The following is a 24,082-nucleotide window of genomic DNA, read 5'->3' on the forward strand; positions in this document are numbered from 1 at the left end:
AAAGCACTTGCTCCTCTTGCGAAAGCACGTCACATTACCAGGCTAACGATAAGGGAACGCGCTATGCCATTGATTTACTTTTTACCGCCACTGGCCACTGTGTTGATTTGGTCAGGAAATATGACGATCAACCAATTGACAGTGGGTGCCATTGCGCCCAGCAGTATCGCTTTTCTACGTTGGTTGCTGGCACTGGCGGTAATGACACCGTTTGTGCTTCCTGCGGCATTACGTCATCGCGATGAAATACGCCGCCACTGGCCGAAACTGGCGTTGCTGGGGCTACTTGGCATGGGGCTGTGGCAAGGGTTGGCGTATATGGCGGCGGAAACAACAACTGCCACCAATATGGGCATTTTGGCTGCCATGGTGCCGCTTCTCACCGTACTATTAAGCGCACTGATCTTGCGCGAACCGCCTACCTTAGGCGGTATTGTCGGGGGCGTTCTGGCATTCGTTGGCGTCACGGTACTGCTTGGGCGAGGCAACCCTTTGTCTCTGCTGCAACTACAGGTAGCCACCGGTGACGCATTAATGGTGGTTGCTGCCACCTGCTACGCCCTTTACGGTGTAATGCTGAAGCGCTGGGCGATGAACCTACCCCCTTGGGTCATGCTCTATGCCCAAGTCTGCTTTGCGGTTTTATTCCTGCTGCCGCCCTATTTAATGGGCCCGATGACACCGGTAGATAGTCACAATATATGGTTAATTCTCTACGCAGGCATTCCTGCCTCCATCATTACCACGTTCTTATGGATGCGCGCGGTGCGCCAAATCGGCGCGAACCAGTCGAGTATCTTTATCAACTTAATGCCGCTATTTAGCGCCCTGATTGCCATGGCGTTTTTAGGCGAGCAAGTGGCTGGATTCCACTTTATGGGTGGGCTACTCATTCTTGCGGGGGTCATCATGGCGCAAACGCTGACACGCCCCCTGGTGCGTACTATCGCGGCGGATAAAACGAGCAACGCACAGCAATGATACAATAAGCTACCTTCATTCGACGGCCGGGAACCCCTGAACATGTCCTTAGAAGAACTGCACCTTAATCTTCGCAACCTCACCAGCGATGACTACGACCAGCTCAAAACGCTGATGGATGCGGTATATCACGACATCGGCGGTGCGTGGCCAAAGCACACTATTGACAAGCTCATTCAGGAATTCCCTGATGGCCAAATTGCCATTGAGGACGATGGTACGCTGGTGGGTGTTGCGCTAACGGTTCAGGTCGATTACGACGAGTTTTCTAACCCGCATAAATATGACGACCTAATCGGCCATCGTGAAACCATTCTTAACGACCAAGATGGCGATGCCATGTACGGGCTGGATGTATTGATCCACCCCGACTACCGTGGCTACCGGCTGGGCCGGCGTTTATATGAAGCCCGCAAAGAACTGTGCCGCTCGCACAACCTGCGTGCCATTCTGGCAGGTGGGCGCATTCCCGAGTACCACCAGCACGCCCAAGAACTGACCCCAGCAGAGTACATCGAAAAAGTCTCTCGCAAAGAGATCTACGACCCGATTTTGTCGTTCCAATTGGCTAACGACTTCCAAGTAAAACGCTTACTGCGTAAATATTTGCCGGAAGACGAGCAATCTCGCGGCTATGCCACTCTTTTGGAGTGGAACAACATCCTGTTCGAGCCTGCTGAGAGCGTGCTAGATACCCGCCCAACTCAGGTACGAGTGGGTGCGGTACAGTGGCAAATGCGTGAGTTCGCTTCAGTGGAAGCAGCCCTTCAACAAATTGAATACTTTGTTGACGCATTATCAGATTATCAAAGTGACTTTGCGGTATTTCCGGAGTTGTTCAATGCGCCACTGATGGGCCTACAAGACCGCTCGGCCCAGCAGGATCAAATGGGCGCGATTCGCTTTTTAGCGGGCTTCACCGAGCGTTTTAAAAGCGAGCTTTCGCGGATGGCGGTGTCGTATAACATCAACATCGTTGGTGGCTCAATGATTGAAGTCGGTGACGATGACCGGCTATACAATATTGCCTATTTGTTCCACCGGGATGGCGAAATCGAAAAGCAGTCGAAGCTGCATATCACCCCCCAAGAACGCCGCGACTGGGTGATCGAAGGGGGTGATAACCTGCAGGTCTTTGACACCGACGCAGGTCGCGTGGGCATTTTGATTTGCTACGACGTTGAGTTCCCGGAGCTTGGCCGTCTGCTAGCCGATCAGGATATGGATATACTGTTTGTACCGTTCTGGACAGATACCAAAAACGGCTATCTGCGGGTACGCCACTGCGCCCAAGCAAGAGCCATTGAAAATGAGTGCTACGTAGTACTGTGTGGCAGCGTCGGCAACCTACCTTCGATTGAAAACCTGGATATCCAGTATGCCCAATCAGCCGTGTTTTCACCGTCTGACTTCGCCTTCCCCCACGATGCAGTGCTGGCGGAAACCACGCCTAACACCGAAATGATCTTCTTCTCGGACCTAGACCTGACTCGCCTTACTGTTGTGCGTGCCGAAGGCTCAGTAACCAACTTGAAAGACCGCCGCAAAGATCTATTTGACCTACGCTGGCGCGACTGGTCCTGGAAGTCTGGGGCTAATCTGGAAGAGTAAATTAATAACGCCGCCGAATGAACTGGCACTCAATAGTACCCAATAGTTGGGCGGCGTTATTTTTACAGCGCTTCTGGCTCAATCAGGCCAGACAAGATGTGCAGGAACGCGCCCTTTGCTATCAAACATAACGCCTTCATCGCGCAATTTCTGATGCTGGCGGTCAGCACCGCCGTGGTCGGCTAGCGTTAGCGACGCAGCAATGACGCGATGCCAGGGTAGCTGATGCCCTTCTGGTAAGTGGCGCATCGCCGAGCCAACCATGCGCGGCGTGGCGCCTTCCGTCATCGCCGCGATACGCCCGTAGGTGGTTACCCGCCCAGCAGGAATCTGATCAACAATGGTATAAATCTGTTCGAGCAGTTCAGGGCGCGGCATTACCACCTCTTTTAAATCAACGTGTTACTAGAGTTTTTCGACCAATTGATCGATCGCTTGGAACGCTTCTTTTAGCGCAGCATCACGCTGAGCGTCACCCATATTCAAGCCTTCTGCAAAGACAACATCCACATCGCTAATGCCCATTAAACCGAGCATGGCTTTAAGATGTGGCGTTTGGCTGTCTAATTCAGTCCCTGCGTACTGGCCACCGCGAGCAGCTAAAATAATCGCACGCTTACCTTCAAGCAAACCCTGCGGGCCATTTTCAGTGTAGCGGAAGGTTTCACCAGCGCGCAGCACGCGGTCAAACCACGCTTTCAACTGGGACGGGATACCTAAATTATACAGCGGAACCGCCAGCACCAGGACATCACTCGCCCGCAGCTCTGCCAACAATTCGTCAGAGTGAGCTGCTAATGCCTGCTGATCGGCGTTGCGCTCGTTTGCTGGCGTCTGCCATGCACCGAGCTCTTCAATCGCAAGGTGCGGTAACGCGTTAGCCACTACATCACGATGAGTAACTACTACATCATGGGCTTCCGCTTTGGTTTCAAAATGGTTGGCTAACGCATTGGACTGGCCGTTTTCGCCTAAAATAGAAGAAGTTACAAGCAGTGCACGTGTGGTCATGGATAATTTCCTAACGTATTAGTGGGAACTCTGGTAACTATTTTACGGCGCTTTTCGATTAAAAAAAGCGCAACGTTTCCCCTATCTCATTCGAAAAAATCGAATTTATAACCAACAAAAAGCCCCGCTCTGCTGTGCTCGCAGTAACGGGGCTTTCGTCTATCGCGTCAAAAAATAGCGTTTATTTCCGCTTTGGCCACGCGCTAGGATCTACTTTATTTACCAATTTAGGGAATTTACTGGGATCAAAGACAGGCTCTTGACCTGCTTTCAATTGAGCGTCGTAATCACGGAACAGTGCGAAGGCAATCGGCGACAGCAGTAAAATAGCCACTAAGTTAATCACTGCCATCATACCCATGGAAAGATCGGCAAAATTCCAGATAGCACCTAAGCTCGCAACCGAGCCTATCATCACCATGCCGAGTACCGCCAAGCGATAAATCAGCACCGCAATAGGCGCACGACGGCCTGCCAAGTACTCAATATTAGATTCACCGTAAGAGTAGTTAGCGATCACCGAGGTGAATGCAAACAGCAAGATCGCCACGGCAATAAACATACCGCCCCAATCACCCACATGGCTTGAGAGCGCTATTTGGGTAAGCTGAATACCGTTGTTTTCTTCGCCAGCCAGCAGCTCAGGCCCAGCCATAATGATAATGGCCGCAGTGGCAGTGCAAATGACCAAGGTGTCTAAGAACACCCCCAGCATTTGAATAAAACCCTGTGCAGCGGGATGGTCTGGCCGCGTACTGGCGGTCGCGGCAGCATTGGGCGCCGACCCCATACCCGCCTCGTTAGAAAACAGACCACGCTGAATACCGTTCATAATGGCTTGAGAAATGGCATACCCCATTGCGCCACCAGCCGCCTGCTCTAAACCAAACGCACTTTTAATAATGGTCATAAAGGCAGCGGGCAAATCGCTGATATTGAGCGCCACCACTGTAAGTGCCAACAGCAAATACAGGAGTGCCATCAGCGGCACCACTAACTCAGCTACTTTAGCAATCGACTTCAGGCCGCCAAATATAATGGGAGCAACCACTACCACCAAGACTAACCCCATGGCCCAGGTGGGAATGGCAAATGCCTGTTCCATGGCCTGGGCGATGGAGTTGGCCTGTACGCTGTTAAACGCCAACCCGAACGCGATGATCAAGCAGATTGAAAACAGTACTGCCAACCAGCGAAGCCCCAGGCCACGTTCAATATAGCGAGCCGGACCACCACGGAAGGTGTTATCACCGTGATCAACTTTATAGGCCTGGGCTAGAGTAGACTCCACAAAACTGGTCGCCATACCCACCATGGCGGTCATCCACATCCAAAAGATCGCGCCGGGACCACCAAAATAAATCGCTACCGCCACACCAGCTAGGTTACCGGTACCTACCCGTGCCGCCAGACTGGTGGAAAGTGCCTGAAAAGAAGAGATACCGCCGTTAGATTGACGCGAACTGCGCAGCAGTTTGAACATGTGCCCGAAATAACGTACTTGGATACCGCGGGTCATGATAGTGAAGTAGAGGCCAGCACCGATCAGCAGGTAGATCAGCACACTGCCCCATAGCAGTCCGTTGCCGCGATCAACCATCGCCGTCAACAGAAGAGGAAGAGTAAAATCCATAGGTAACGCGCCTTTTGTATAACAGTGGAGGCGCCTCATTCTTCACGGCTGCACCAAAATGGCAAGAAAAATGGAAAAATTCCTATCAGACAGCCATTACTACTAACTAAACTGATCTCATTAGCCGCGCTTAAACGCCGAATATGATTTCATCCGGTTACGCCTCTAACGTATGCTGTCGCTTTTTAGTACCAGCGACGAGGAAACAGATGTCACGCACGTTACTCAAAGGCATTGGGCTAATCGTTGTAGTAGTCATGCTGGGTATCATGTGGCGCTGGCTTCAGCAGCAAGGCTTACTCACCGAAACCCACCTGATCGAGCTAGCGTCCACCATCAGTCAATGGAAGCAAGCTCCCTGGATGTTTATCGCCGTGATAGTCGTTTATACCGGCTCGCTACTGGTCATGTTTCCGTTAAGCCTGCTAGTCGTATTGACCGGCCTACTGTTTGGGCCGCTTTGGGGGCTGGCTTATGCCACGCTGGGTACGCTTAGTTCTTCGGTAGCGTCTTACTGGGTAGGCCATTGGATGGGGCGCGATGCGCTAATGCGCTATGGCGGACGCCATTTGCGTGGGCTTTCCGGCTATTTATCCAGGCGCGGCATTCGCACCATGACGGTGATCAACCTGTTGCCCTTAGCCCCTTTCACGCTCACCAATATGCTGGCCGGCGCGTTTCATGTTAATTTTCGCGACTACATGATCGGTTCGACCTTAGGAATTGTGCCTGGGCTCGCGGCGGTAATACTGCTAGGAAGCCAATTGGGCGCACTATTCACCGCGGCGTCTCATCAAGAATTAGTATGGGCGGTAATAGGTCTTGGCGCTGGCGTGGGACTGCTGTGGTTGCTAAAGCGCGTAGCAACCTCTCGGTCTAGCAAAAACAACAACGACACGACCTGAAGTGTGGGGCTATTTCGCGTAATACTTGGCCAGTACCTCGGCATAGAAGTGCGCGACCGCCCCAGCAAACTTAGCGATATCATAGTCGCTAGCAAATATTTTTGCCTGCTTGCCCAGGGTAACCCTCAACGCATTATCCTCGGCTAACGCCATCACCCGCTGCCCCCACTTTTGCCGATTTTGCGGCGTTTTATAGCCATTAAAGCCATCACGCACTACGTCATCAATACCACTAGAGCGTACCGCAACGACTGGCAAGCCAGCGGCCATCGCTTCTAAAACCACCATGCCTTGAGTTTCAGAAGTAGATGCAAACACAAAGATGTCGCCTAAGTGGTAATAGCGTGCCATATCCTCCGGCGGCACAGCGCCCACCAAAGTCACCTGCTCCTGCAACGCCAACGCTTCTATATGCTGCTGAATGGTTTGTCGATCTGGGCCATCACCAATTAACAACAAGCGCAACGACTGGGCCCCCTGGCTTTTCAACTCCGCCAATGCCTCCAGCATAAAACCAATATTTTTTTCTTGGCTAATTCTCGAGACACTCACCAACACCGTATCGGCTGGGTCGATGGAAAGCTGATGGCGTAGCTCTTCCAACGCATCACTATCCGTGTCGGCGAATCGCGCCGCATCAATGCCCGTAGGCTGTATCAGCGTCGGTGTTTTCACCCCAATCATGCGCAGATACTCTTCTGCCGAATAGGTGGGCACGATGACGCCTTGGCAACGGTTAGAGAAGTGTTTGATCAACGCATGGGAAATCAAATTACGAAACAGAGCCCCAGGAAGCGGCACAAAGTGTGCGTAATGCTCTAACCGTGTGTGATAGGTATAGACAACCGGCACACGTAGCCGCCGCCCCATCCATAGCCCCATCGACCCCAGCCAAAAAGGATGATGGACATGGATAATATCCGGCTTAAAGCGCTGCAGGCAGTGGCGAAAACGTGCACTAAACGGATTGGTCAAACGGAACTCACGCTTTTCACCAAAGGCCATCACAGTGGGTACACGTAAGATCGTATCATCGTCTTGCCACGCTTCTCGATAACGGGGCACCAACAACTGCACCTGATGTTTTAACTCGCTAAGCCCTTGACGAAGTCGCTCCACGGAAACCGACACACCGGATACAAACGGGAAGTAGTTATTCGATATCATCGCCACCCGCAGGGGCTTCTCCAGATACGGTGTTGGATCGATATCAAAATCTGGGTAATAGTGGCGCTCTTCAAAAATCAGTCGGTACAAGCGCATCGCCAATAGTGACAACACTCCGACAATGAGCAGGAAGCGAGGGTAGCTGACGTAAAAAAACGCATAAACCGTTGAGGCAACGCTACTTAGCATACGCCACCAGCCTGGACTATCCACATTCAGCCGAACGGGCGTTATTGTCACATTTTCGCCATTTACCTCGACCACCACATAGTGATGAAACCTGTCATTTGCATCCATCAAAATGCCGCCAGCACCACCCGTGGTGACGTAATCCACTCCGTTCACCGTTTGGTGTGAATAAAGCGACAGGTTTGCCGAAAACACGCTGTCCACCGCGTACTGCTCCGACAGGCGCATAATACCTTCACTCAACCGTGGATCATTGAGGTAATTATCGGCTTCAAATAAGGGCGCATCGCTAATCACGTTATGCAGTGGCAAGCCAATGAACAAAAACCGATGCTGCGCTTCCGAGGCAGCCAGCTCGCGCTCTAACCAATCTAGCTGCCATGAGGGAGACGACTTCCCCGTGCCATCCAAAAAGATAAAATGGCTGTTACCCGCAACGAAGGAATAAAAATGCGGGCCAAAGTATTCATAGAAAAGATAACTGCCAAAATCACTGTTTTCATGGGCACCATACGTCAGCACATACGGCACGTTTAACTGCTCTAGGCTTTGGTAAATCGCCTTGTAACTCTCCTGCTGCCCCCCACTCACCGCGTTCCCCGCTGACACCATAAAATCAATATCGCTGTGGTTCAGCCTGGGAATAATTTCATCCTGAAACACATTCACTGAATTATTGATATTACCTACCACCGCAAAACGGTAGGTGTTTCGTCCAGCGAGTTGCTCACGGATATCCGCCACTTCTCTAGTGTGCAATGCCTCAAATTCAGGCTCAGCAACATAGAGCCATATTTGGTGAGTAACCAGGCCCGCCACTAGCGCGAGGTTGAGCACAAACAGCAGTCTCAGCCAGCGCTGACGAGTCAGGCGAAAAGAGCGTCGAAGCATGTAGAGGCGCTTATTGAAAAGAAGTCGTTAGAAAAGAAAAAAATCGGATGTTCAATTTGCTTCACGGCCGTTTATCGTTGCCAACAAACGACGCGAACCACCCTGCTCACGGTGTTCTCCCATCCATATTCCTTGCCAGGTGCCCAGCGCCAAACGGCCATCACGTACGGCTAGCGTCAGTTGAGTGCCCAGCAAGCTTGAGGCGACATGAGCAGGCATATCGTCGGGGCCTTCAAGGGTGTGGCGAAAATAGCTTAGTCCTTCAGGTACTAAGCGGCGAATAAAGGCATCCAGGTCGTGACGGACGTCAGGATCAGAGTTTTCATTTAATGTAAGTGAGGCAGAAGTATGCATTAACTGCAGGTGCAGCAGCCCTTGACTGCACTCGGCCAAGCACGGCAGTGCCCTAGCGATCTCATCCGTAATTAGATGAAAGCCCCTGGGCATTACCGGTAAGTGAATCTCTTGTTGATGCCACATAAACACTCCTTTGTTGTAGGTATTGTAAGGGCTTATTCGGTACAGAAATACCATAACCTATTTCTGCTTCTTGCCGGTTAAAGAGATGCCACAGGAAACCCTTCATAGCGCTCATTTAGCCATCCTGATAGATTTAACACTTATTATCCCATGCAGTCATTAGGAGCGTGTAATGCTCACTGCCGCACGAACACCAGGCAAGAAAGTGGGGAAAATCATTGGGCTTATGGCCCTCAGCAGCCTTGTATTAACGGGCTGCACCGGCATTCCTGACGGCACTGAGCCTGTCACAGGCTTTGAACTTAACCGCTATTTAGGTCAGTGGTATGAAATCGCCCGCCTGGATCACTCCTTTGAGCGAAACTTAGACTGCGTAACGGCCAGCTACAGCCTACGTGACGATGGCGGCGTGCGCGTTATCAACCGGGGCTACAATCTCACAGAGCAAGAGTGGAATGACGCTGAAGGCCGCGCCTACTTTATAGACGAAGAAAGCATCGGGCGGTTAAAAGTCAGCTTTTTTGGCCCTTTTTATGGCGGCTATAACGTTTTAGAACTGGATGAAGACTATCAGTGGGCGCTGGTATCAGGCCCGAACCGCGATTACCTATGGATTCTCTCGCGTACGCCAGTGATGGAAAGCGCGGTGGAAGAGCGACTGCGCCAGCGCGCCGCCGAGCTTAGTTTCCCTACTAATGAATTGATTGACGTCGTACAAGATCATACCTGTCCCGAACGCTAACCACAGAAGGAGCCACTATGGCCCACCGCATTGCAGTCATCGCTGGTGACGGTATTGGCACCGAAGTCATGCCCGAAGGCATTCGCGCCCTGGAAGCTGCCGCAAAGCGTTTCAACATTGACCTAGCATTCACAACATTTGAATTTGGCAGCTGTGACTACTATCTAGCGCACGGCAAAATGCTGCCCGACGACTGGTTCGAGCAGCTCAAGGATTTTGATGCACTGTTTTACGGTGCTGTCGGCTGGCCCGACAAAGTGCCCGACCATATTTCGCTGTGGGGCTCGCTGTTACAGTTTCGTCGCCAGTTTGACCAGTACATCAACTTACGCCCCTGCAAACTGATGCCGGGTATCAAAAGTCCATTAGCAGGTCGCGAGCCAGGCGATATCGACTTTTACGTAGTGCGCGAAAACACCGAAGGCGAGTATTCAAGTGTCGGCGGCAAAATGTTCGAAGGCACCGAGCGTGAAATTGTTCTTCAAGAGACGGTGATGAGCCGCGTCGGCGTCGACCGAGTTCTGAAGTATGCGTTTGATCTTGCCCAAACCCGTCCGCGTAAAAAGCTCACCTCGGCCACCAAGTCCAACGGCATCTCAATCACCATGCCCTACTGGGATGAGCGGGTAGCCGAAATGGCCAAACAGTATCCCGACATTGCGGTGGACAAATTCCACATCGATATTCTGACCGCTAATTTTGTGCTGCACCCAGATTGGTTTGATGTGGTGGTCGGCAGTAACCTGTTTGGCGATATTCTTTCAGACCTTGGCCCCGCCTGCACCGGCACTATCGGCATTGCGCCCTCTGCTAATATCAACCCGGAAGGCACGTTCCCCAGCCTGTTTGAACCGGTTCACGGCAGCGCACCAGACATCGCTGGCAAAGGTATTGCTAACCCTATTGGCCAAATCTGGTCCGGCGCCATGATGCTAGAGCATCTGGGCTATCAAGAAGCCGCCGATACGATGGTGGAAGCCATTGAAGACGTGTTGAGCGAAGGAAACAGCCAAGTACTCACACGAGATATTGGCGGGCTAGGCAATACGCTAAGTCTAGGTCACGCGATTGCTGAACGTATTAGCGGCTAACCAAAAATGCCTCACTGTAAGAAGCAGTGAGGCATTACGTTTCAAGCGTGCTGGCAAACGGGCGTTAGCTCACCAGCTTCGCAGCAATTTCGGCGACATGCTTACCTTGGAAATGGGCAATTTTTAGCTCGCGATCATCCGGCTGACGTGAACCGTCGCCGCCGGCAAGCGTGGATGCGCCATAAGGTGTTCCACCGCTCACTTTGGAAATATCAAACTGCTCTTCAATACCATAGCCAATCGGCACAATCACCATGCCGTGATGGGCCAACGTTGTCCAAGTGGAGGTAATGGTCATTTCATCACCGCCGCCAGTCCCGGTAGAGGTAAACACACTCGCCACCTTGCCGCGCAGCGCGCCCTTGGCCCACAACCCACCGGTTTGATCTAAGAAGGTACGCATCTGGCCAGCCATATTGCCGAACCGCGTTGGCGTGCCAAAAATGATTGCGTCGTAACCAGCAAGCTCCTGTGGCGTCGCTTCTGGCGTCGTGAAGTCCTGCTTACCGCCAGCGTTCTTGAAGGCTTCTTCTGGCATAGTCTCAGGCACACGTTTAACGGTAACTTCCACACCATCAACGCTTTCAGCGCCCTCTGCCACCGCGGCAGCTAGCGTATCAATATGCCCATACATGGAATAATAAAGAACTAATACCTTTGCCATTACCCACTCCTTGTAGTGTTTGCTGGTAGCGCTGTGTCTTGCCCGTCTTGAGCTTATGAAAAGGTCTTATGAAACGGGCTTATGAAAATCTGTTAATAAAATAGCTCAGCTTAGCGTAGAAAAAAGCGAATGTTTTCGATGCTCTCCTTCGATTTTATCGATTAGCACCCTTTCATATACAACAATGAGCATGGATACTTTTGCGCTTAATTTTCATGTTCGCACCTGCGTTTTTCATGCTATCGACGTCCCCCCTTGTGGTTAAGCTTCAGCGTGTTAAAGGTACAACATTACAAAAAGCTGACGCTCCCTGCTCAAGGAACACTTCATGCTTGGCCAATGGCTTGATTGGACTCTCGATGACAAACACCCTTCTCCGCGGTCAGGCCGCTTTGGCAGCGGCACCTACCAATTACATGCACCGGGGATTTTAGAGATAACCCCGGCGACCGTTCATCCAGCGGCTCATGCTTGCGTGTTTTCTGCTGCGATACACGGTAACGAAACAGCCCCCGTGGAACTGTTGGGTAACTGGCTATCTGCGATAGAGGCCGGTACGGTCACCATTGGTGCTCCCGTGCTAGTGATTTTAGGTAATCTACCTGCCTTAAAGGCCCAGCAGAGGTTTATTAAGACGAACCTCAACCGCTTATTTCAGCGCGAACTCGCCGAAACAGGCGAGGAACCAGATAGGGCTCGCGAGCTAATGTCAGCGGTAGACAGTTTTTATAATCGTCATCAGGCGCTGCCTAAACTGCACTACGATTTACACACGGCTATTCGCGGTAGCCTCTATACTCGCTTCGTTGTAGAGCCGTTCGCAGACACCGTGATCCACCCAGAGCAGTGGGAATGGCTCGCAGCGGCGGATATGCAAGCAGTGCTACACCAACACCAGCACAGTTGGACGTTTTCTCACTATAGTAAGCACTACCATGCTGCCCAAGCCTTCACTTTCGAATTAGGCCGCGTTGCGCCCTTTGGAGAAAACGATATGGCGGCATTAGCACCGATGTTAACGCTTATTAGCGCGCTTAGCGCTGGGGAACAGCCGCCTAAAAAGCCCGCTGAAACAATGAGGTTTTTCCAAGTTCAGCATGAGCTAATGCGTCAGGCTGAAAACTTTTGTCTCTGTTTCGATGAAGATGTCCCCAATTTCAGCCGCTTTGAGCCGGGCACTTGTCTCGCCAAAGATAGCGTCGCAGGTGATTTTATTGTTGGGGACACGCCTTTACATGTGGTATTTCCCAACGCAAAGGTTGAGATTGGCGCACGGGCAGCACTGCTAGTCGCCCCCACTCACGCCAGCTAACGAGTCACGCACCACATCAATAAAATTTGTTAAAAATGCTTTAACAACAATAACGTAGAGGCTTTTCAAGGCTTATCAATGTGTATTAAACAAACGTTTTTCTTATTAATCGCATAAGGAAAGCACGCAATACGCACAAGGCCTGATAGAATCGCCCCTTTTTTCGCGCTAGCCGCCTATCAAGCACATGTTTTAAACCTGTTGCTGTAGCGGCAACCCTGTACTGGAGCCACTGTTATGGCTGATACGCCTACCCCCCTTGAAGTGCGCAATATAAAAAAGCGCTTTGGCGATACAGAAGTTCTCAAAGGCCTCTCTCTCGAAGCTCAAAAGGGTGATGTCATCACTCTGATAGGTGCATCGGGGTCTGGCAAAAGTACCTTCTTGCGCTGTATGAACCTCTTGGAACAACCTGACGAGGGTGAATTGTTCGTTCATGGCGAGCAGATTCGCTTTAAAACGACCAAACATGGCCGCGAACCTGCCGATTGGAAACAAGTCGTGCAAATGCGTGCCAAGCTGTCGATGGTTTTCCAGAGCTTCAACCTATGGGCCCACATGACATTGCTTGAGAACATTATCGAAGCACCTATTCATGTCCTGGGAAAACCCAAAAAAGAAGCTGTCGAACACGCACGTGCACTGCTCGAGCGCGTTGGGCTAAGCGCACGCGCTGATGCCTACCCAGCGCAAATGTCGGGTGGACAGCAGCAGCGCGGCGCAATTGCCCGAGCGCTCGCGATGGATCCCGAAGTAATGCTGTTCGATGAGCCAACGTCGGCGCTTGACCCAGAACTGGTCGGCGACGTTTTGAAAGTAATGCACGGCTTAGCCGATGAAGGGCGCACCATGGTGGTGGTCACTCACGAGATGAGTTTTGCCCGCGATGTATCCAGCAAAGTGATTTACCTGCACCAAGGCTTGGTAGAAGAAGCTGGCGCGCCTGCTGATGTACTGGGCAATCCGCAATCACCGCGCTTAAAGCAATTTCTGGCCCCCAAATATTGATCAGCGAGGCACACCATGCTTGATTTGCAAGGTTATGGCCCCCGCCTGATCGAAGGGGCGGGCGTTACCATTCAATTAGCGGTTCTATCGCTTATTCTAGCCATTGTGCTTGGCTTGTTAACAGCGACTGCCAAAATGTCACGCAGCTGGCTCCTGCACCGCACTGCGACGGTATACACCACCGTTATTCGCGGCGTACCAGACTTGGTGCTGATGATGCTGCTGTTCTTTGGTGGTCAGATCGGTGTTAACGCCATTAGCGATATGCTTTATGACCATTATGACATTGATATCTATATTAATTTCAATGCGTTCGCGGCGGGTGTTCTCACTATTGGGTTCATTTTTGGCGCTTACATGGGTGAAACCTTCCGCGGCGCTTTCATGGCAGTGGATAACGGCCAGATTGAAGCGGGAAAAGCGTACGGTATGAGCAGTGCGTTGGTATTTCGGCGTATTCGCTTTCCGCAAATGATGCGCCACGCACTCCCTGGCTTATCTAACAACTGGATGGTGCTGCTTAAAACAACGGCACTGGTATCAGTGATCGGTTTGACAGATATGGTTCGCGTCGCTGCGGAGGCTTCCCGAGCCACCCATGAACCCTTTACTTTCTTACTTCCCGTCGCAGCGGCTTACTTGCTGATTGCTAGCGTATCCGAGTGGATCTTCGTGCGGCTACAAAAACGTTACGACATTGGCTTTGGGGGGCAATGAGATGCTGGATATTTCTGCGTGGTTCAACGACCTGCTAGCTGGCAACGTAATTTTCACCCCAGATACGTTAGGCTACTACTGGGAAGGGCTAGTCACGACAACCCAACTGGTATTCCTTTCTTTGGTAGCGGGCTTAATACTGGCAGTGCCACTTGCCGTTATGCGCAGCTCAAAGCATAAATGGATTAGTTTACCCATCTATTTTTACACCTATGTCTTTCGTGGCACGCCACTGCTGATTCAGCTATATATCATCTACTATGGCGTGGTGTTTGTTGACGGTATCCAAGAAACATTTTTGTGGCCAATCCTTCGGGAAGCTTTCTACCCCGCGCTGATTGCCTTCACGCTTAATACGGCGGCCTATACGACTGAGATTTTCCGAGGGGCTATCAAAGCGACATCCAAAGGGGAAATTGAAGCTGCCAGGGCTTACGGCATGTCACAAAACCTGATGATGCGGCGTATTATTCTGCCCAGCGCTTTCCGACGTGCCCTGCCCGCCTATGGCAACGAAGTTATCTTTATGCTGCATGCCAGCGCCATTGCCAGCGTCGTCACGCTAATGGATCTGACAGGGGCTGCACGCTTCGTTTATGCCCGCTTCTACGCACCGTTTGATGCTTTCTTATTTGTAGCAGTGATCTATCTTTGCCTCACATTTGCCATTTTGTACTTCTTCCGTTTCCTGGAGAAAAAGCTGTTGGCCCACTTAAGGCCGCAAAATAACTAGCATCACGAGAACCGTATCAAGAGCACTTAACAACAAAAGCATCGAGTGATAAAAACAGCCCCGTTTGTTGCACCGTCAAACAAACGTTGGTTCATAGCAACGCTCCCTCTTTTCGTTCGCCCCAACCTAGGGTACGTTAAAGGGGATCACCTCTAGTGAACCTGCTTTCTACGGAGTATAAGAATGAAGAAATTACTAACAGTATCTGTGCTTGGTTTAGCCATTGCCGCGGCCTCTTCTGCCCAGGCGCGGGATTACGACCATGTACGTATTGGCGTCGACGTTCCCTATGAACCAATGGAATACCGCACCGCCGATGGTGAACTGACTGGTTTTGATATCGACCTTGGCAACGCCCTATGTGATCAGATGGGTGTGACCTGTGAGTGGGTCGAGCAAGAGTGGGATGGCATTGTTCCTGGCCTTCTATCGCGCAACTACGATGCCATTATGTCGTCGATGACCATCAATGAAGAGCGGCGCCAGACACTGCTCTTCTCCGACCCCTATATCACCATGCCCGGCGCTTGGTTCGCTCCAGCAGACAGCGACCTAGAAGAGGCTACAGTGGAAACCCTTGAGGGTTTATCCATTGGCGTACAGCGCGGCACCACCTATGACAACTTCGCCACCGATACCCTCGGCGACACCGCGACTATCAACCGCTACTCCACCGCCGATGATATGGTGCTGGATATGGACGCCGAGCGTCTGGACGCTGTCTTCCTGGAGTTTTCAGTAGGCAAATCTACCCTGCTTGAAAACGAAGATAGCGACTACAAAGTAGTCGGCGAGATGGTTACCGAGCCCAAGGAAGTTTTCGGTGAAGGTTTTGGTATCGCCTTCCGCCAGCGTGACGAAGCACTCGCTGAGAAATTCAACGAAGCCCTTGCTGAATTGAAAGAAAACGGCACTTACGACGAAATTTTCGCTCGCTACTTTGGCGAAGAGTAAGCGCTAGCAGCCTGTGTATGCCTCCCCATCTCGGGGAGGCTTATACCGCGAGAAGCTATCATGCACACTTAGCTTCTTTTCTTCTTTCAGCGCCATTCTGGTTGCAATTGCCAGCTCTAGGCGCACTTCCCCTCCCAGGTACTAGCGGCGATATCACCTGCTTTTAGCTGAACGAATGGTTCGACGAATAGCCTTCCCCTCTTTGCCCCCGTGCCACCTAACGCCTCTAGCGTGATTGTGTAATGCACAATTTTGAACACAAAAGCTGAGATTTAATTGCTGCAAAGCGACTCGTTCCGCAACTGCCGAGGCCAACTTTTGTACCCGCTCTCACGTGACCAGTTCGACCCTGCCCTGCGCCCGCGCTACGGCTTCGGCATGGGCGAGCGCTCGGCTGGCAATATCGGGGCGTCCCGCCTTTTGAGCCAGTCCCGCACGCAGTCGGTGAAGCTCGGCCAAGTACCAGCGTTCGCCGCTCGCCCGGACGATTGCGAAAGCCTGACGCAAGGCATGCATTCCAGCGACTGGATCACCCATATTTCCCGCGACCTCTGCGGCGAGCCCGTGGCCAAAAGGTAGCGTGACCCTCACGCCCATCGAGTTGAAAGCCGAGAGCCCCACTGCAATCCGCGAGGCCCCGACTGTATCGCCGGCCATTGCCTGCGCCCAGCCCGCCAGCATCTCACCTGCGTCGCCCCAAACGGGCACCGCCTCACTCCGGCACAGGGCAACAAGCGCTTCAGCCCGCTCGCGGGTCAGCCCGACATCGCTACGGAGACGCGCACAGACCGCCCCGCACCAGAGCATCTGGGCGCGCCCAAAGGCGGTGCCCAGTCGGTCGGCGCGCGCACTGCCAGCGGTAAAGTGCCGCTCAGCCTCTACCGAGGCACCAGTCAGTTCAGCGACACAGGCCGCGTACTGGCGACATACAACCTCTGGGTCCTCACCGAAGAGGACATTACCGTTCTGTTCGGCATGGCGGGGGGCGATTTCCAGCACGGCGGCGATTTCTGCGGCGCAAGCCGGTAAAGCGCCGGTGAAAAACCGAGTCTGCCCGACAGCGTTATGGGCTACCATCGCCATATGGGCCGGTGCATGCCCTGCGAGAGCCTGCAGCCCTAGCGCGAGATCTTCGGCGCGGGTCAGTTCAGCCCGCGTCAGGTGATCGTTCCAAAGCCCTGCGAGAACCGGGATCGTCGTAGCGGGATCGCCGACCTCGGCAGCTAGTTGCCCCGCGCGGCGGTAAACCTCCCGAAGCTCTTCCGCAGTAAAGCCATCCGAGACAATGAGCGCCGCGCCAAGCCCAAGCAGGGCATCGAGTTCAGTCGCGCGGTCGGCCTCAGGGTTCGTCGTACCAGCCCCGCTGCCTCGGGTCAGCAGGTCCCGTGCTCTGCGGAACTGCTCTGCGGCATCCATGGAGGCACCACGCGCCTGCGCACGCCACCCCGACAGCACACGATAGCGTGCGGCACGCGGCCAGTCGGCGCCGCGTTCAAAGTGATCGGCCAGTACGGGGGCAATCTCACCCGCTGCATTACCGTGGCTGGCCTCCAGCCGCAGACCGACCCTTCGGTGCGTGCCTTGCCTGTTCGCTGCCGGCAACCCATCGTAGAGCGCTTCGTGATGTAGCGCGTGCCGGAAGGCATAGCGCGTGGCCACCGATCCGTCGGGTCGATAGCTGAGGCCCGCACGGGTGATGAATCGTCGGTTTCGGGCGAGGAGTTCTAGCTGCCGCTCCGCCGCCTCCACCCCGTCGCGGTTGTCGGCCAGGTCAATCGCGGAAAAGTTCGATCCCGCTACACTGGCGGTTTCAAGCAAGCTGCGCTCCTCAGCCAGCAGGCGGCTAGTGCGTTCAGTCTCGATCAGGGTACGGACACTGGGGGCGATGGCTGCGACCAACGCTTCAGGAGAGCTGGAAAGCTGCCAGCCAGTCTCGTCGCGCCGCACAAGACCTTGCGCCTGCCAAAAGTCTGCCGCCGCATCAACAAGCATGGCATGACCCTCGGTTCGGTGGGCAAGAGTCTGAGCCAAATCAGGAGGAAAAGCGTTACCCTGGAAGCGCTCTGCAAGGCATCCAGACACTGCCGCCTCATCGAGACCACCAAGGGTGATCAACCTGCAGTCTGGCTGCCGACTTAGCTGACTCAGTGTTGCCGCAAGCGTTCCAGCGCGGTCTAGTTCATCATCGCGATAGCTACCCAGCACCAGTAATCGCGCCGGAGTGCGTTGTAGCCCCCAAGCCGCTAGCCAAGCTAGCGTACTGGGGTCTGCCCAGTGCAGATCCTCAAGCACGAGAATACCAGGGCGGCCACGGGTCAGCCGCTCCATCAGCGCGGAGAATTCCCGCAGCATTGAGTCGCGGCGAGTACGGTCCAACGCTTCCGCCTTCGAGCGACGCCCAGGTTGTTGCTTGACCCAAGAGGGAGCGACGAGTGGCAGAAGTCGCGCCAGCGTCCCCCCCTCAGGCCCGGCCATAAGTTGCGTCAACACATCCATCAGCAGCCCGTAGGGCTCGCGTGCGCCAGGGTGCGCAATGGCCTGTCCCCAGGCGACCCACAGCGGTGTGCGCTGGGGTAAACCAGCCTCAAATGCTTCCAGAAGGCGTGTCTTACCGGCCCCTGCCTCGCCCGAAATAAAAGCCAGCGCCCGTCGACCGCGCTTGGCGGCGTCGGCCCTTTCGCTTAGAACTTCCAGCTCTTTATCCCGCCCGAGGCAGAGTACTGTCGATGCCGTTATAAGATCCTCAGACGCAGCGCCGATCAACGAGATCGGACGCGTCAGCCGGTAGCCCCGGCGACCCACTGTCTCGATCAGCCCGGCGTCTTGGGCGCTGTCGTCCAGCATCCGGCGCAATTCGCGGATGCACTGTTTGGGGCCTGCCTCGTTGCCATGGCTATTGCCCCATATCATGCGCCGCAAATCAGCCGTGCTGACCACTTCGCCTTGTTGCTCCACCAATGCCACCAAAACAGACAGCGTCTTGGGACGCAGGCGCATCTGTACTTCGCCGCACAGCAAAATGCCTTCGCTTAGGTTTACCTTGATATCTTTCGAAATCATGCCGTAGGGGGCCTCGGAACTGACTACCCCAGGCCGTAGCGCACGAATGGCGGCAGCCGTTAGGTAAAGGGCATAAGCGGATTAGTAAAGCGCAAATTATACCCACATTGCACCTTAATTGAACTTTACATTTGTTTGTTTGCAATCATAAATGGGCTATCTTCGCTTTCGAAGCAATCCAAGTAGCAAGTGCATAACAAACAAGGGACAGGCACATGACAGCGATCAGACTCCATCACAGAACGGCCCGCCAGTTTCGGCCCAGCCTCTCGGTCTGTGCTGTGGCTTTTGCCCTCGCGGCCCCGGTTACAGCGCAGGCTCAAGATCAGGCGCAGCAGTTCTGCGTGGCCGACCCGGCAGCGGTAACGGCTCGTGCAGCCATCACGCTACCCGACACGCCGCTGCCTGAGACGCTGGCCGACGCCCTTGATGCGGCCACGCTTGGGGCGCTGGACGGGGCCGCTGCGCCGGGGATTATTGCGGGCGTTGTCACACCCGAGGGCAGGTGGAGCGGTGCTTGGGGCGTTGCGGACCCCGAAACCGAGGCTGCGATGGAAGTCGGCATGCATACCCGGATCGGATCGATCACCAAGACCTTCACCGGTACCGCCCTGATGCAACTGGCCGAAGCTGGCAAGCTATCGCTCGACGATACGATCGACCAGTATGTGTCCGGCATTCCCAATGGCGATATCATCACCCTACGCCATCTGGCCAGCATGACCAGCGGCCTGCTGAGCTATACTCAGGCTGACCCTTTCCTTGATCAGTTCTTCGCAGATCCTAACTTGCCTTATACGCCGCAGGAGCTGCTCGATTTTGCCCTCCCCGGTTCACCGATCTTTGCGCCGGGGGAGGAATTCAATTATTCAAACACCAATACCGTGCTGCTGGGCCTCGTGATTGAGCAGGTGACCGGTCAAGATATCGACACTGTCTTTGCTTCGATGATCCTGGAACCACTGGGCCTGACAGAGACCATCGGTCCTGACGGTGCCACCCTTATGCCGACGCCTTATCCGCAGGGATTTACCCTGCAAGGTGATGCTGCCACGCCGACAGCGCCTTCGAACGCGACGCATTGGAATCCGTCTTGGGGATGGACAGCGGGCGGAATGATCTCAACTCTCGACGACCTGCTGGTTTACGGGCGATCCCTCGGCACAGGCAAAGGCCTGTTAAGCGCCGAGACACAGCACCAGCGCCTGCGGTCCTTCCCCGAACCGGCAGGCTACGGCATCGCCATGGGGTGCGTCGACGGCTGGGTCGGCCACACGGGCGAACTGCCGGGTTACAACACGACGGTGTTTTACGACACGACGACAGACACGACGATAGTCGTCCAGGCTAACAGCGACATCCCTTCGGGCGATTGCGGGGATGAGGACGTGCTACCGAATAACCCAGACGAACTTGCGTGCAGCTCGCCCGCTAGCCGCGTGTTTGAGGCGTTATCCGTCGCCCTCGGGCATCCGTTTTCTATGCCACCGACGGTTCCGGCAGAGTGAGCGCGTTAACATTGCAGCTCCATCCCAGCTGCTCCTCACCCCTTCGCTTGGGCGCACTGGCACTGCTTTGCGCCTGTTACGCGGGCCCGGCCTTTTCACAGGGCTTGCCGAACGTCGACCGTATCCTCTCCGAGCAAACTGTCATTCTACAACGCTATGAACCGCCGCCACAGGTGGGCAGTGTCGCCATTGGCGTGCAGGACGAACGCGACAAGATCGACTTAGATCGCGCCAAAAGCATCCGTTTTCGCTTGAACTCGGTGCACATTGATGGCGCGCGGACTCTACCCTTGCCGGCGTTGACGCCAATCTGGCTGGGCAAAATCGGCACCGAAATTACGCTAGCTGACCTTTACCGCATGGCAGATGCTGTTGACGCGGCCTATCTCGCTGCGGGCTATTTTTCCAAGACAGTGGTGCCGGTGCAGGATTTTTCTGACGGACAGATCCAGCTGCAGGTATTCGAAGGCTATGTCGACCGTATCGAGATCAACAGCAATATCCCCGGCATCGAGAACCGACTGTCCCCTTACCTGCAACGTATTCTCGACATGCACCCGATTCGGGTAAAGGCGGCCGAGCGCGAACTATTGTTAATGAGTGATCTTGCCGGACTGTCGATTGAAGGCACGTTTGTGCGCCCCGAAGGCGCGACGGGCGGCGGAGTGCTGCGGCTGGAGGTCGCACAGCATCGCAGCGCAGGAATGATCGGGCTCGATAATCTGGGATCCGACGCCGTTGGCCCACTACAAATGGCCAGTATGGTGACCCTAAACGATGTCCTGCGCAGGTTCGAGACCACCAACCTAACCGGCGTCATCACACCGCAACACCCTGACCGGATGACACTGCTTCAAATGATGCAAAGCTATCCGATCAGCTCGAACGGGCTTAGCGCGGGCTATAGCGTTGTTTATCTGCGCCAACACCCCGACGGAGGAGCTGGTGCGCCAGACATCGATGTGACATCAGCCATAGGCACGGCGTTTATGTCCTATCCGTTTCTGCGGACGCTGGACAGGTCGCTCTGGGGGCAGGCTGAGCTGACGGTGCGTAACGATGACGTGGACGTTTTTGGCTCGGCCGCTGCCCGCAGCCGGATCCGCTGGGCGACGAACTCACTGCAATATAGCCAGAGCTTTGAGACCTCCGAGATCAACCTCGAAGGAGCGTTGAATCTCGGCACGAACTCGGATATTGATCTGGGCGCGGTGCCAGATGACTTCCACTTTGTTACCGCCGAACTGGACTACACACAGGCGCTCAGCGAGGCGACGACAATGACATTGTTGGCTCGCGGCCAGTACTCTGGCAGGCCCCTGCCGGGGGCTGTTCAGTTCGGCATTGGAGGCGAGACTTATGGCAGAGCCTTCGATAGCGGTACCATCTCTGGCGACAAAGGTGCAGCGGCCTCGGCCCGGGTAAGCCACGAGGTCGATATCGGGCTGGCACTCCTGCCCACGCTTTCAACCTCGGCCTTCGTGGATTACGGCGCAGCCTGGTCCGACGACGTCACCGGACACATGTATCTTGGCTCCTATGGAGTGGGCCTTGGTGGAACGTTAGAAGAACGGCTGAATTTCCAGGTTATCGGTGCGCTTCCTTGGACCCGTTCTGACATAGTGGACGACAAGGGGGGCAAACTAATTTTCCAACTGGCAATGCCCTTCTGATCCGCTAGGAGGTATCGCCTCACCTGTCGCGCCACCCATCCCACAGGAGATCCTGACATGACCACATCGAAAGCCGCACGCCCCCTTCTGACCTCGGCCTTGAGCGCTCTTAGCGCTGCCGCCGCATTGCTTGCGTTCAATGCTCCGCTCCATGCGGAGACGCTGCCAGCCATCACCTTGCCGGACCCGGCGATCTCTCCTGCGCGGGTGAACCTATTGCCAGTGCCGCAGGCACGGATCGATGAGGCGGTCGCTTCACTGGATGAGTTGGCACAGGATATGTTGGAGCGAACCGGGGTACCGGGCCTCGCCGTTGCCGTGGTACATGGGGAAGAGACACTGCTGATGCGCGGCTGGGGGCTGCGGGCGGAGGGCGCGGAGGAACAGGTTGATGCGGATACAGTCTTTCTGCTCGCTTCGTTGTCCAAATCTGTCGGAGCCACGGTGGTGGCCGCGCAGGTTTCGCAAGGGACCGTCGGTTGGGATGATCCGGTGCGCAACCACTTACCGTGGTTCGACCTGGGCGATCCCTGGGTCAGCAATCATGTCACCATCGGGGATCTCTATGCGCACCGCTCGGGCCTGCCGGACCACGCCGGTGATGATCTCGAGGATATAGGCTATGACCGTCGCGCTGTACTGGAGCGGCTGGCGCAGCTGCCCATGGGGCAGTTCAGAGCCGATTACGCCTATACGAATTTCGGCCTTACGGCTGCCGCAGAGGCGGTAGCCACCGCAACCGGCAAGGACTGGTCAACGCTCTCGCAAGAGGCGCTCTATGGTCCGCTCGGCATGGAGGCAACCAGCTCACGCCACTCAGATTACATGGCGCGCGACAATCGCGCCGCTAGCCATGTGCCGGATGCCAACGGCTTCCGAGTGGCAGACCTGCGCCAGCCCGATGCGCAAAGTCCGGCGGGCGGGGTAAGCTCCAGCGTGCGAGACATGGCGAAATGGATGAAGCTGGTGCTCTCCAACGGGCGCTTTGCAGAGCAGCAACTGATTGCGCCCGAAGCGCTCGTGCCCGCGCTTTCACCACATGCCATCAGCAGCCACCCCGGTGACGCGGCCGATCGGGCTGGTACCTATGGTTACGGATTTGGCGTCGGTGTGCGCCCCACTGGGCGTGTCGTGGTGAGCCATTCGGGCGCCTTCGCTTTTGGTGCGGCGACCTCCTATTCGATGCTGCCGGACCTTGGGCTTGGGATCATCGTGCTGACCAATGCCACCCCCACGGGCCTCCCCGAGGCGCTGACGGCCAGCTTTCTTGATCTGGCAGAGTTTGGTGTGGAACAGCGCGACTGGCTGGCGGCCTACGGGCCACGCATAGCACCGCTCTCTGCCCCGGCCGGAGATCTGGTGGGTGTGACACCTCCGACTGAGCCCACCGAGGCCCGATCTGCCGACGCTTATGCAGGGGACTATGGCAATGCCTATTTCGGGGCGGCTGAGGTGCGTGAGACCGCTGACGGCTTGGTACTCGAAGTTGGCCCCGCGCCACAGCACCTGCGGTTGACCCACTGGGACGGCGATCGCTTTGTCGCCTTCCCGGTGACAGAGAACCAACCAGAGGGCTCGGTTTCGCAGGTCGAATTCACCATGGGCGCGGATGGAAAAGCAGAAACGATGACCGTTGAGCATCTTAACGAGGCGGGCCTTGGAGAATTCCAGCGGCCATTTAGCTGAAACGCTCTGCCAACCCTAGCACTTAAACTAGTACTTAAACCTGTACCGAACTTGCTCAGTCAAATC

General features: G+C 54.7%; 20 protein-coding genes. 13 read left to right on the plus strand and 7 right to left on the minus strand.

Annotated features, from left to right (window positions below; genetic code table 11):
• The first annotated feature begins 63 nt into the window (after window positions 1-63).
• Together NF683_RS00270 and NF683_RS00275 are read left to right on the plus strand one after the other, a co-directional pair.
• Window positions 64-981 carry a DMT family transporter gene (locus tag NF683_RS00270; RefSeq protein ID WP_253920965.1) on the plus strand — a complete coding sequence of 306 codons (918 nt, stop codon included), beginning with the start codon at window positions 64-66 and terminating at the stop codon, window positions 979-981.
• Between the two features lie 42 nt (window positions 982-1,023).
• A complete protein-coding gene (locus tag NF683_RS00275) occupies window positions 1,024-2,592 on the plus strand; it encodes a carbon-nitrogen hydrolase family protein (RefSeq protein ID WP_038477009.1) in 1,569 nt (522 codons plus the stop codon).
• 78 nt (window positions 2,593-2,670) lie between these two features.
• Here the strand turns inward: NF683_RS00275 and NF683_RS00280 are convergent, their stop codons facing one another.
• The 3 genes from NF683_RS00280 to NF683_RS00290 form a co-directional block, all read right to left on the minus strand.
• Entirely contained in the window at window positions 2,671-2,970 is a 300-nt protein-coding gene (locus NF683_RS00280; RefSeq protein WP_038477012.1) for an MGMT family protein, read from the minus strand.
• A 27-nt stretch (window positions 2,971-2,997) separates the two neighbouring features.
• Window positions 2,998-3,603 carry an FMN-dependent NADH-azoreductase gene (locus NF683_RS00285; RefSeq protein WP_253920966.1) on the minus strand — a complete coding sequence of 202 codons (606 nt, stop codon included), beginning with the start codon at window positions 3,601-3,603 and terminating at the stop codon, window positions 2,998-3,000.
• A gap of 181 nt (window positions 3,604-3,784) precedes the next feature.
• A complete protein-coding gene (locus NF683_RS00290; RefSeq protein WP_253920967.1) occupies window positions 3,785-5,236 on the minus strand; it encodes an alanine/glycine:cation symporter family protein in 1,452 nt (483 codons plus the stop codon).
• A gap of 209 nt (window positions 5,237-5,445) precedes the next feature.
• Here NF683_RS00290 and NF683_RS00295 point away from each other — a divergent pair, with 209 nt between their 5' ends.
• Window positions 5,446-6,141 carry a TVP38/TMEM64 family protein gene (locus NF683_RS00295; protein ID WP_253920968.1) on the plus strand — a complete coding sequence of 232 codons (696 nt, stop codon included), beginning with the start codon at window positions 5,446-5,448 and terminating at the stop codon, window positions 6,139-6,141.
• A 9-nt stretch (window positions 6,142-6,150) separates the two neighbouring features.
• On the opposite strand, the gene NF683_RS00300 is transcribed toward NF683_RS00295, so the two are convergent.
• Both NF683_RS00300 and NF683_RS00305 read right to left on the minus strand, forming a co-directional pair.
• Window positions 6,151-8,388 (minus strand): glycosyltransferase, encoded by a 2,238-nt coding sequence (locus NF683_RS00300; RefSeq protein WP_253920969.1) that lies wholly within the window; start codon window positions 8,386-8,388, stop codon window positions 6,151-6,153.
• Between the two features lie 51 nt (window positions 8,389-8,439).
• Entirely contained in the window at window positions 8,440-8,868 is a 429-nt protein-coding gene (locus NF683_RS00305; RefSeq protein ID WP_253920970.1) for a secondary thiamine-phosphate synthase enzyme YjbQ, read from the minus strand.
• Window positions 8,869-9,094: 226 nt separating this feature from the next.
• Between NF683_RS00305 and NF683_RS00310 the strand changes: the two genes are divergently transcribed.
• Both NF683_RS00310 and NF683_RS00315 read left to right on the plus strand, forming a co-directional pair.
• A complete protein-coding gene (locus NF683_RS00310; RefSeq protein WP_253921915.1) occupies window positions 9,095-9,610 on the plus strand; it encodes a lipocalin family protein in 516 nt (171 codons plus the stop codon).
• A 17-nt stretch (window positions 9,611-9,627) separates the two neighbouring features.
• Window positions 9,628-10,701, plus strand: coding sequence for a tartrate dehydrogenase (locus NF683_RS00315; RefSeq protein WP_253920971.1), 1,074 nt, complete (start codon window positions 9,628-9,630; stop codon window positions 10,699-10,701).
• Window positions 10,702-10,765: 64 nt separating this feature from the next.
• Here NF683_RS00315 and wrbA read toward each other — a convergent pair whose 3' ends face one another.
• Window positions 10,766-11,365, minus strand: coding sequence for an NAD(P)H:quinone oxidoreductase (gene wrbA, locus NF683_RS00320; RefSeq protein ID WP_253920972.1), 600 nt, complete (start codon window positions 11,363-11,365; stop codon window positions 10,766-10,768).
• A 328-nt stretch (window positions 11,366-11,693) separates the two neighbouring features.
• Between wrbA and NF683_RS00325 the strand changes: the two genes are divergently transcribed.
• The 5 genes from NF683_RS00325 to NF683_RS00345 all read left to right on the plus strand — a co-directional run bounded on the left by NF683_RS00325 (window position 11,694) and on the right by NF683_RS00345 (window position 16,089).
• Complete coding sequence (locus tag NF683_RS00325; protein ID WP_253920973.1) at window positions 11,694-12,677, plus strand: succinylglutamate desuccinylase; 984 nt, start codon at window positions 11,694-11,696, stop codon at window positions 12,675-12,677.
• A 237-nt stretch (window positions 12,678-12,914) separates the two neighbouring features.
• A complete protein-coding gene (locus tag NF683_RS00330; protein ID WP_089039399.1) occupies window positions 12,915-13,685 on the plus strand; it encodes an ABC transporter ATP-binding protein in 771 nt (256 codons plus the stop codon).
• A gap of 15 nt (window positions 13,686-13,700) precedes the next feature.
• The gene (locus tag NF683_RS00335; protein ID WP_089039400.1) at window positions 13,701-14,402 is read left to right on the plus strand and encodes an ABC transporter permease; all 702 of its coding nucleotides are present in this window, start codon (window positions 13,701-13,703) and stop codon (window positions 14,400-14,402) included.
• Between the two features lies 1 nt (window position 14,403).
• Complete coding sequence (locus NF683_RS00340; protein WP_089039401.1) at window positions 14,404-15,135, plus strand: ABC transporter permease; 732 nt, start codon at window positions 14,404-14,406, stop codon at window positions 15,133-15,135.
• A gap of 183 nt (window positions 15,136-15,318) precedes the next feature.
• On the plus strand, window positions 15,319-16,089 hold the full coding sequence (locus NF683_RS00345) for a transporter substrate-binding domain-containing protein (protein WP_089039402.1): 771 nt from the start codon (window positions 15,319-15,321) through the stop codon (window positions 16,087-16,089).
• Between the two features lie 330 nt (window positions 16,090-16,419).
• On the opposite strand, the gene NF683_RS00350 is transcribed toward NF683_RS00345, so the two are convergent.
• Window positions 16,420-19,149, minus strand: coding sequence for an AAA family ATPase (locus tag NF683_RS00350; RefSeq protein ID WP_253920974.1), 2,730 nt, complete (start codon window positions 19,147-19,149; stop codon window positions 16,420-16,422).
• 215 nt (window positions 19,150-19,364) lie between these two features.
• Between NF683_RS00350 and NF683_RS00355 the strand changes: the two genes are divergently transcribed.
• Genes NF683_RS00355 through NF683_RS00365 form a run of 3 tightly spaced genes read left to right on the plus strand, consistent with a single transcriptional unit; the run spans window position 19,365 to window position 24,016 of the window.
• Window positions 19,365-20,657 carry a serine hydrolase domain-containing protein gene (locus tag NF683_RS00355; protein WP_253920975.1) on the plus strand — a complete coding sequence of 431 codons (1,293 nt, stop codon included), beginning with the start codon at window positions 19,365-19,367 and terminating at the stop codon, window positions 20,655-20,657.
• Window positions 20,654-22,330: a ShlB/FhaC/HecB family hemolysin secretion/activation protein gene (locus tag NF683_RS00360; protein ID WP_157698038.1), complete on the plus strand. Its 1,677-nt coding sequence runs from the start codon at window positions 20,654-20,656 to the stop codon at window positions 22,328-22,330. The genes NF683_RS00355 and NF683_RS00360 overlap by 4 nt, the downstream gene beginning before the upstream one ends.
• Window positions 22,331-22,387: 57 nt before the next feature.
• Complete coding sequence (locus NF683_RS00365; RefSeq protein ID WP_089039406.1) at window positions 22,388-24,016, plus strand: serine hydrolase; 1,629 nt, start codon at window positions 22,388-22,390, stop codon at window positions 24,014-24,016.
• Window positions 24,017-24,082 lie beyond the last annotated feature (66 nt).

Origin of the sequence: Halomonas sp. MS1 (genome assembly GCF_024182575.1) — a bacterium.
GTDB lineage: Bacteria > Pseudomonadota > Gammaproteobacteria > Pseudomonadales > Halomonadaceae > Vreelandella.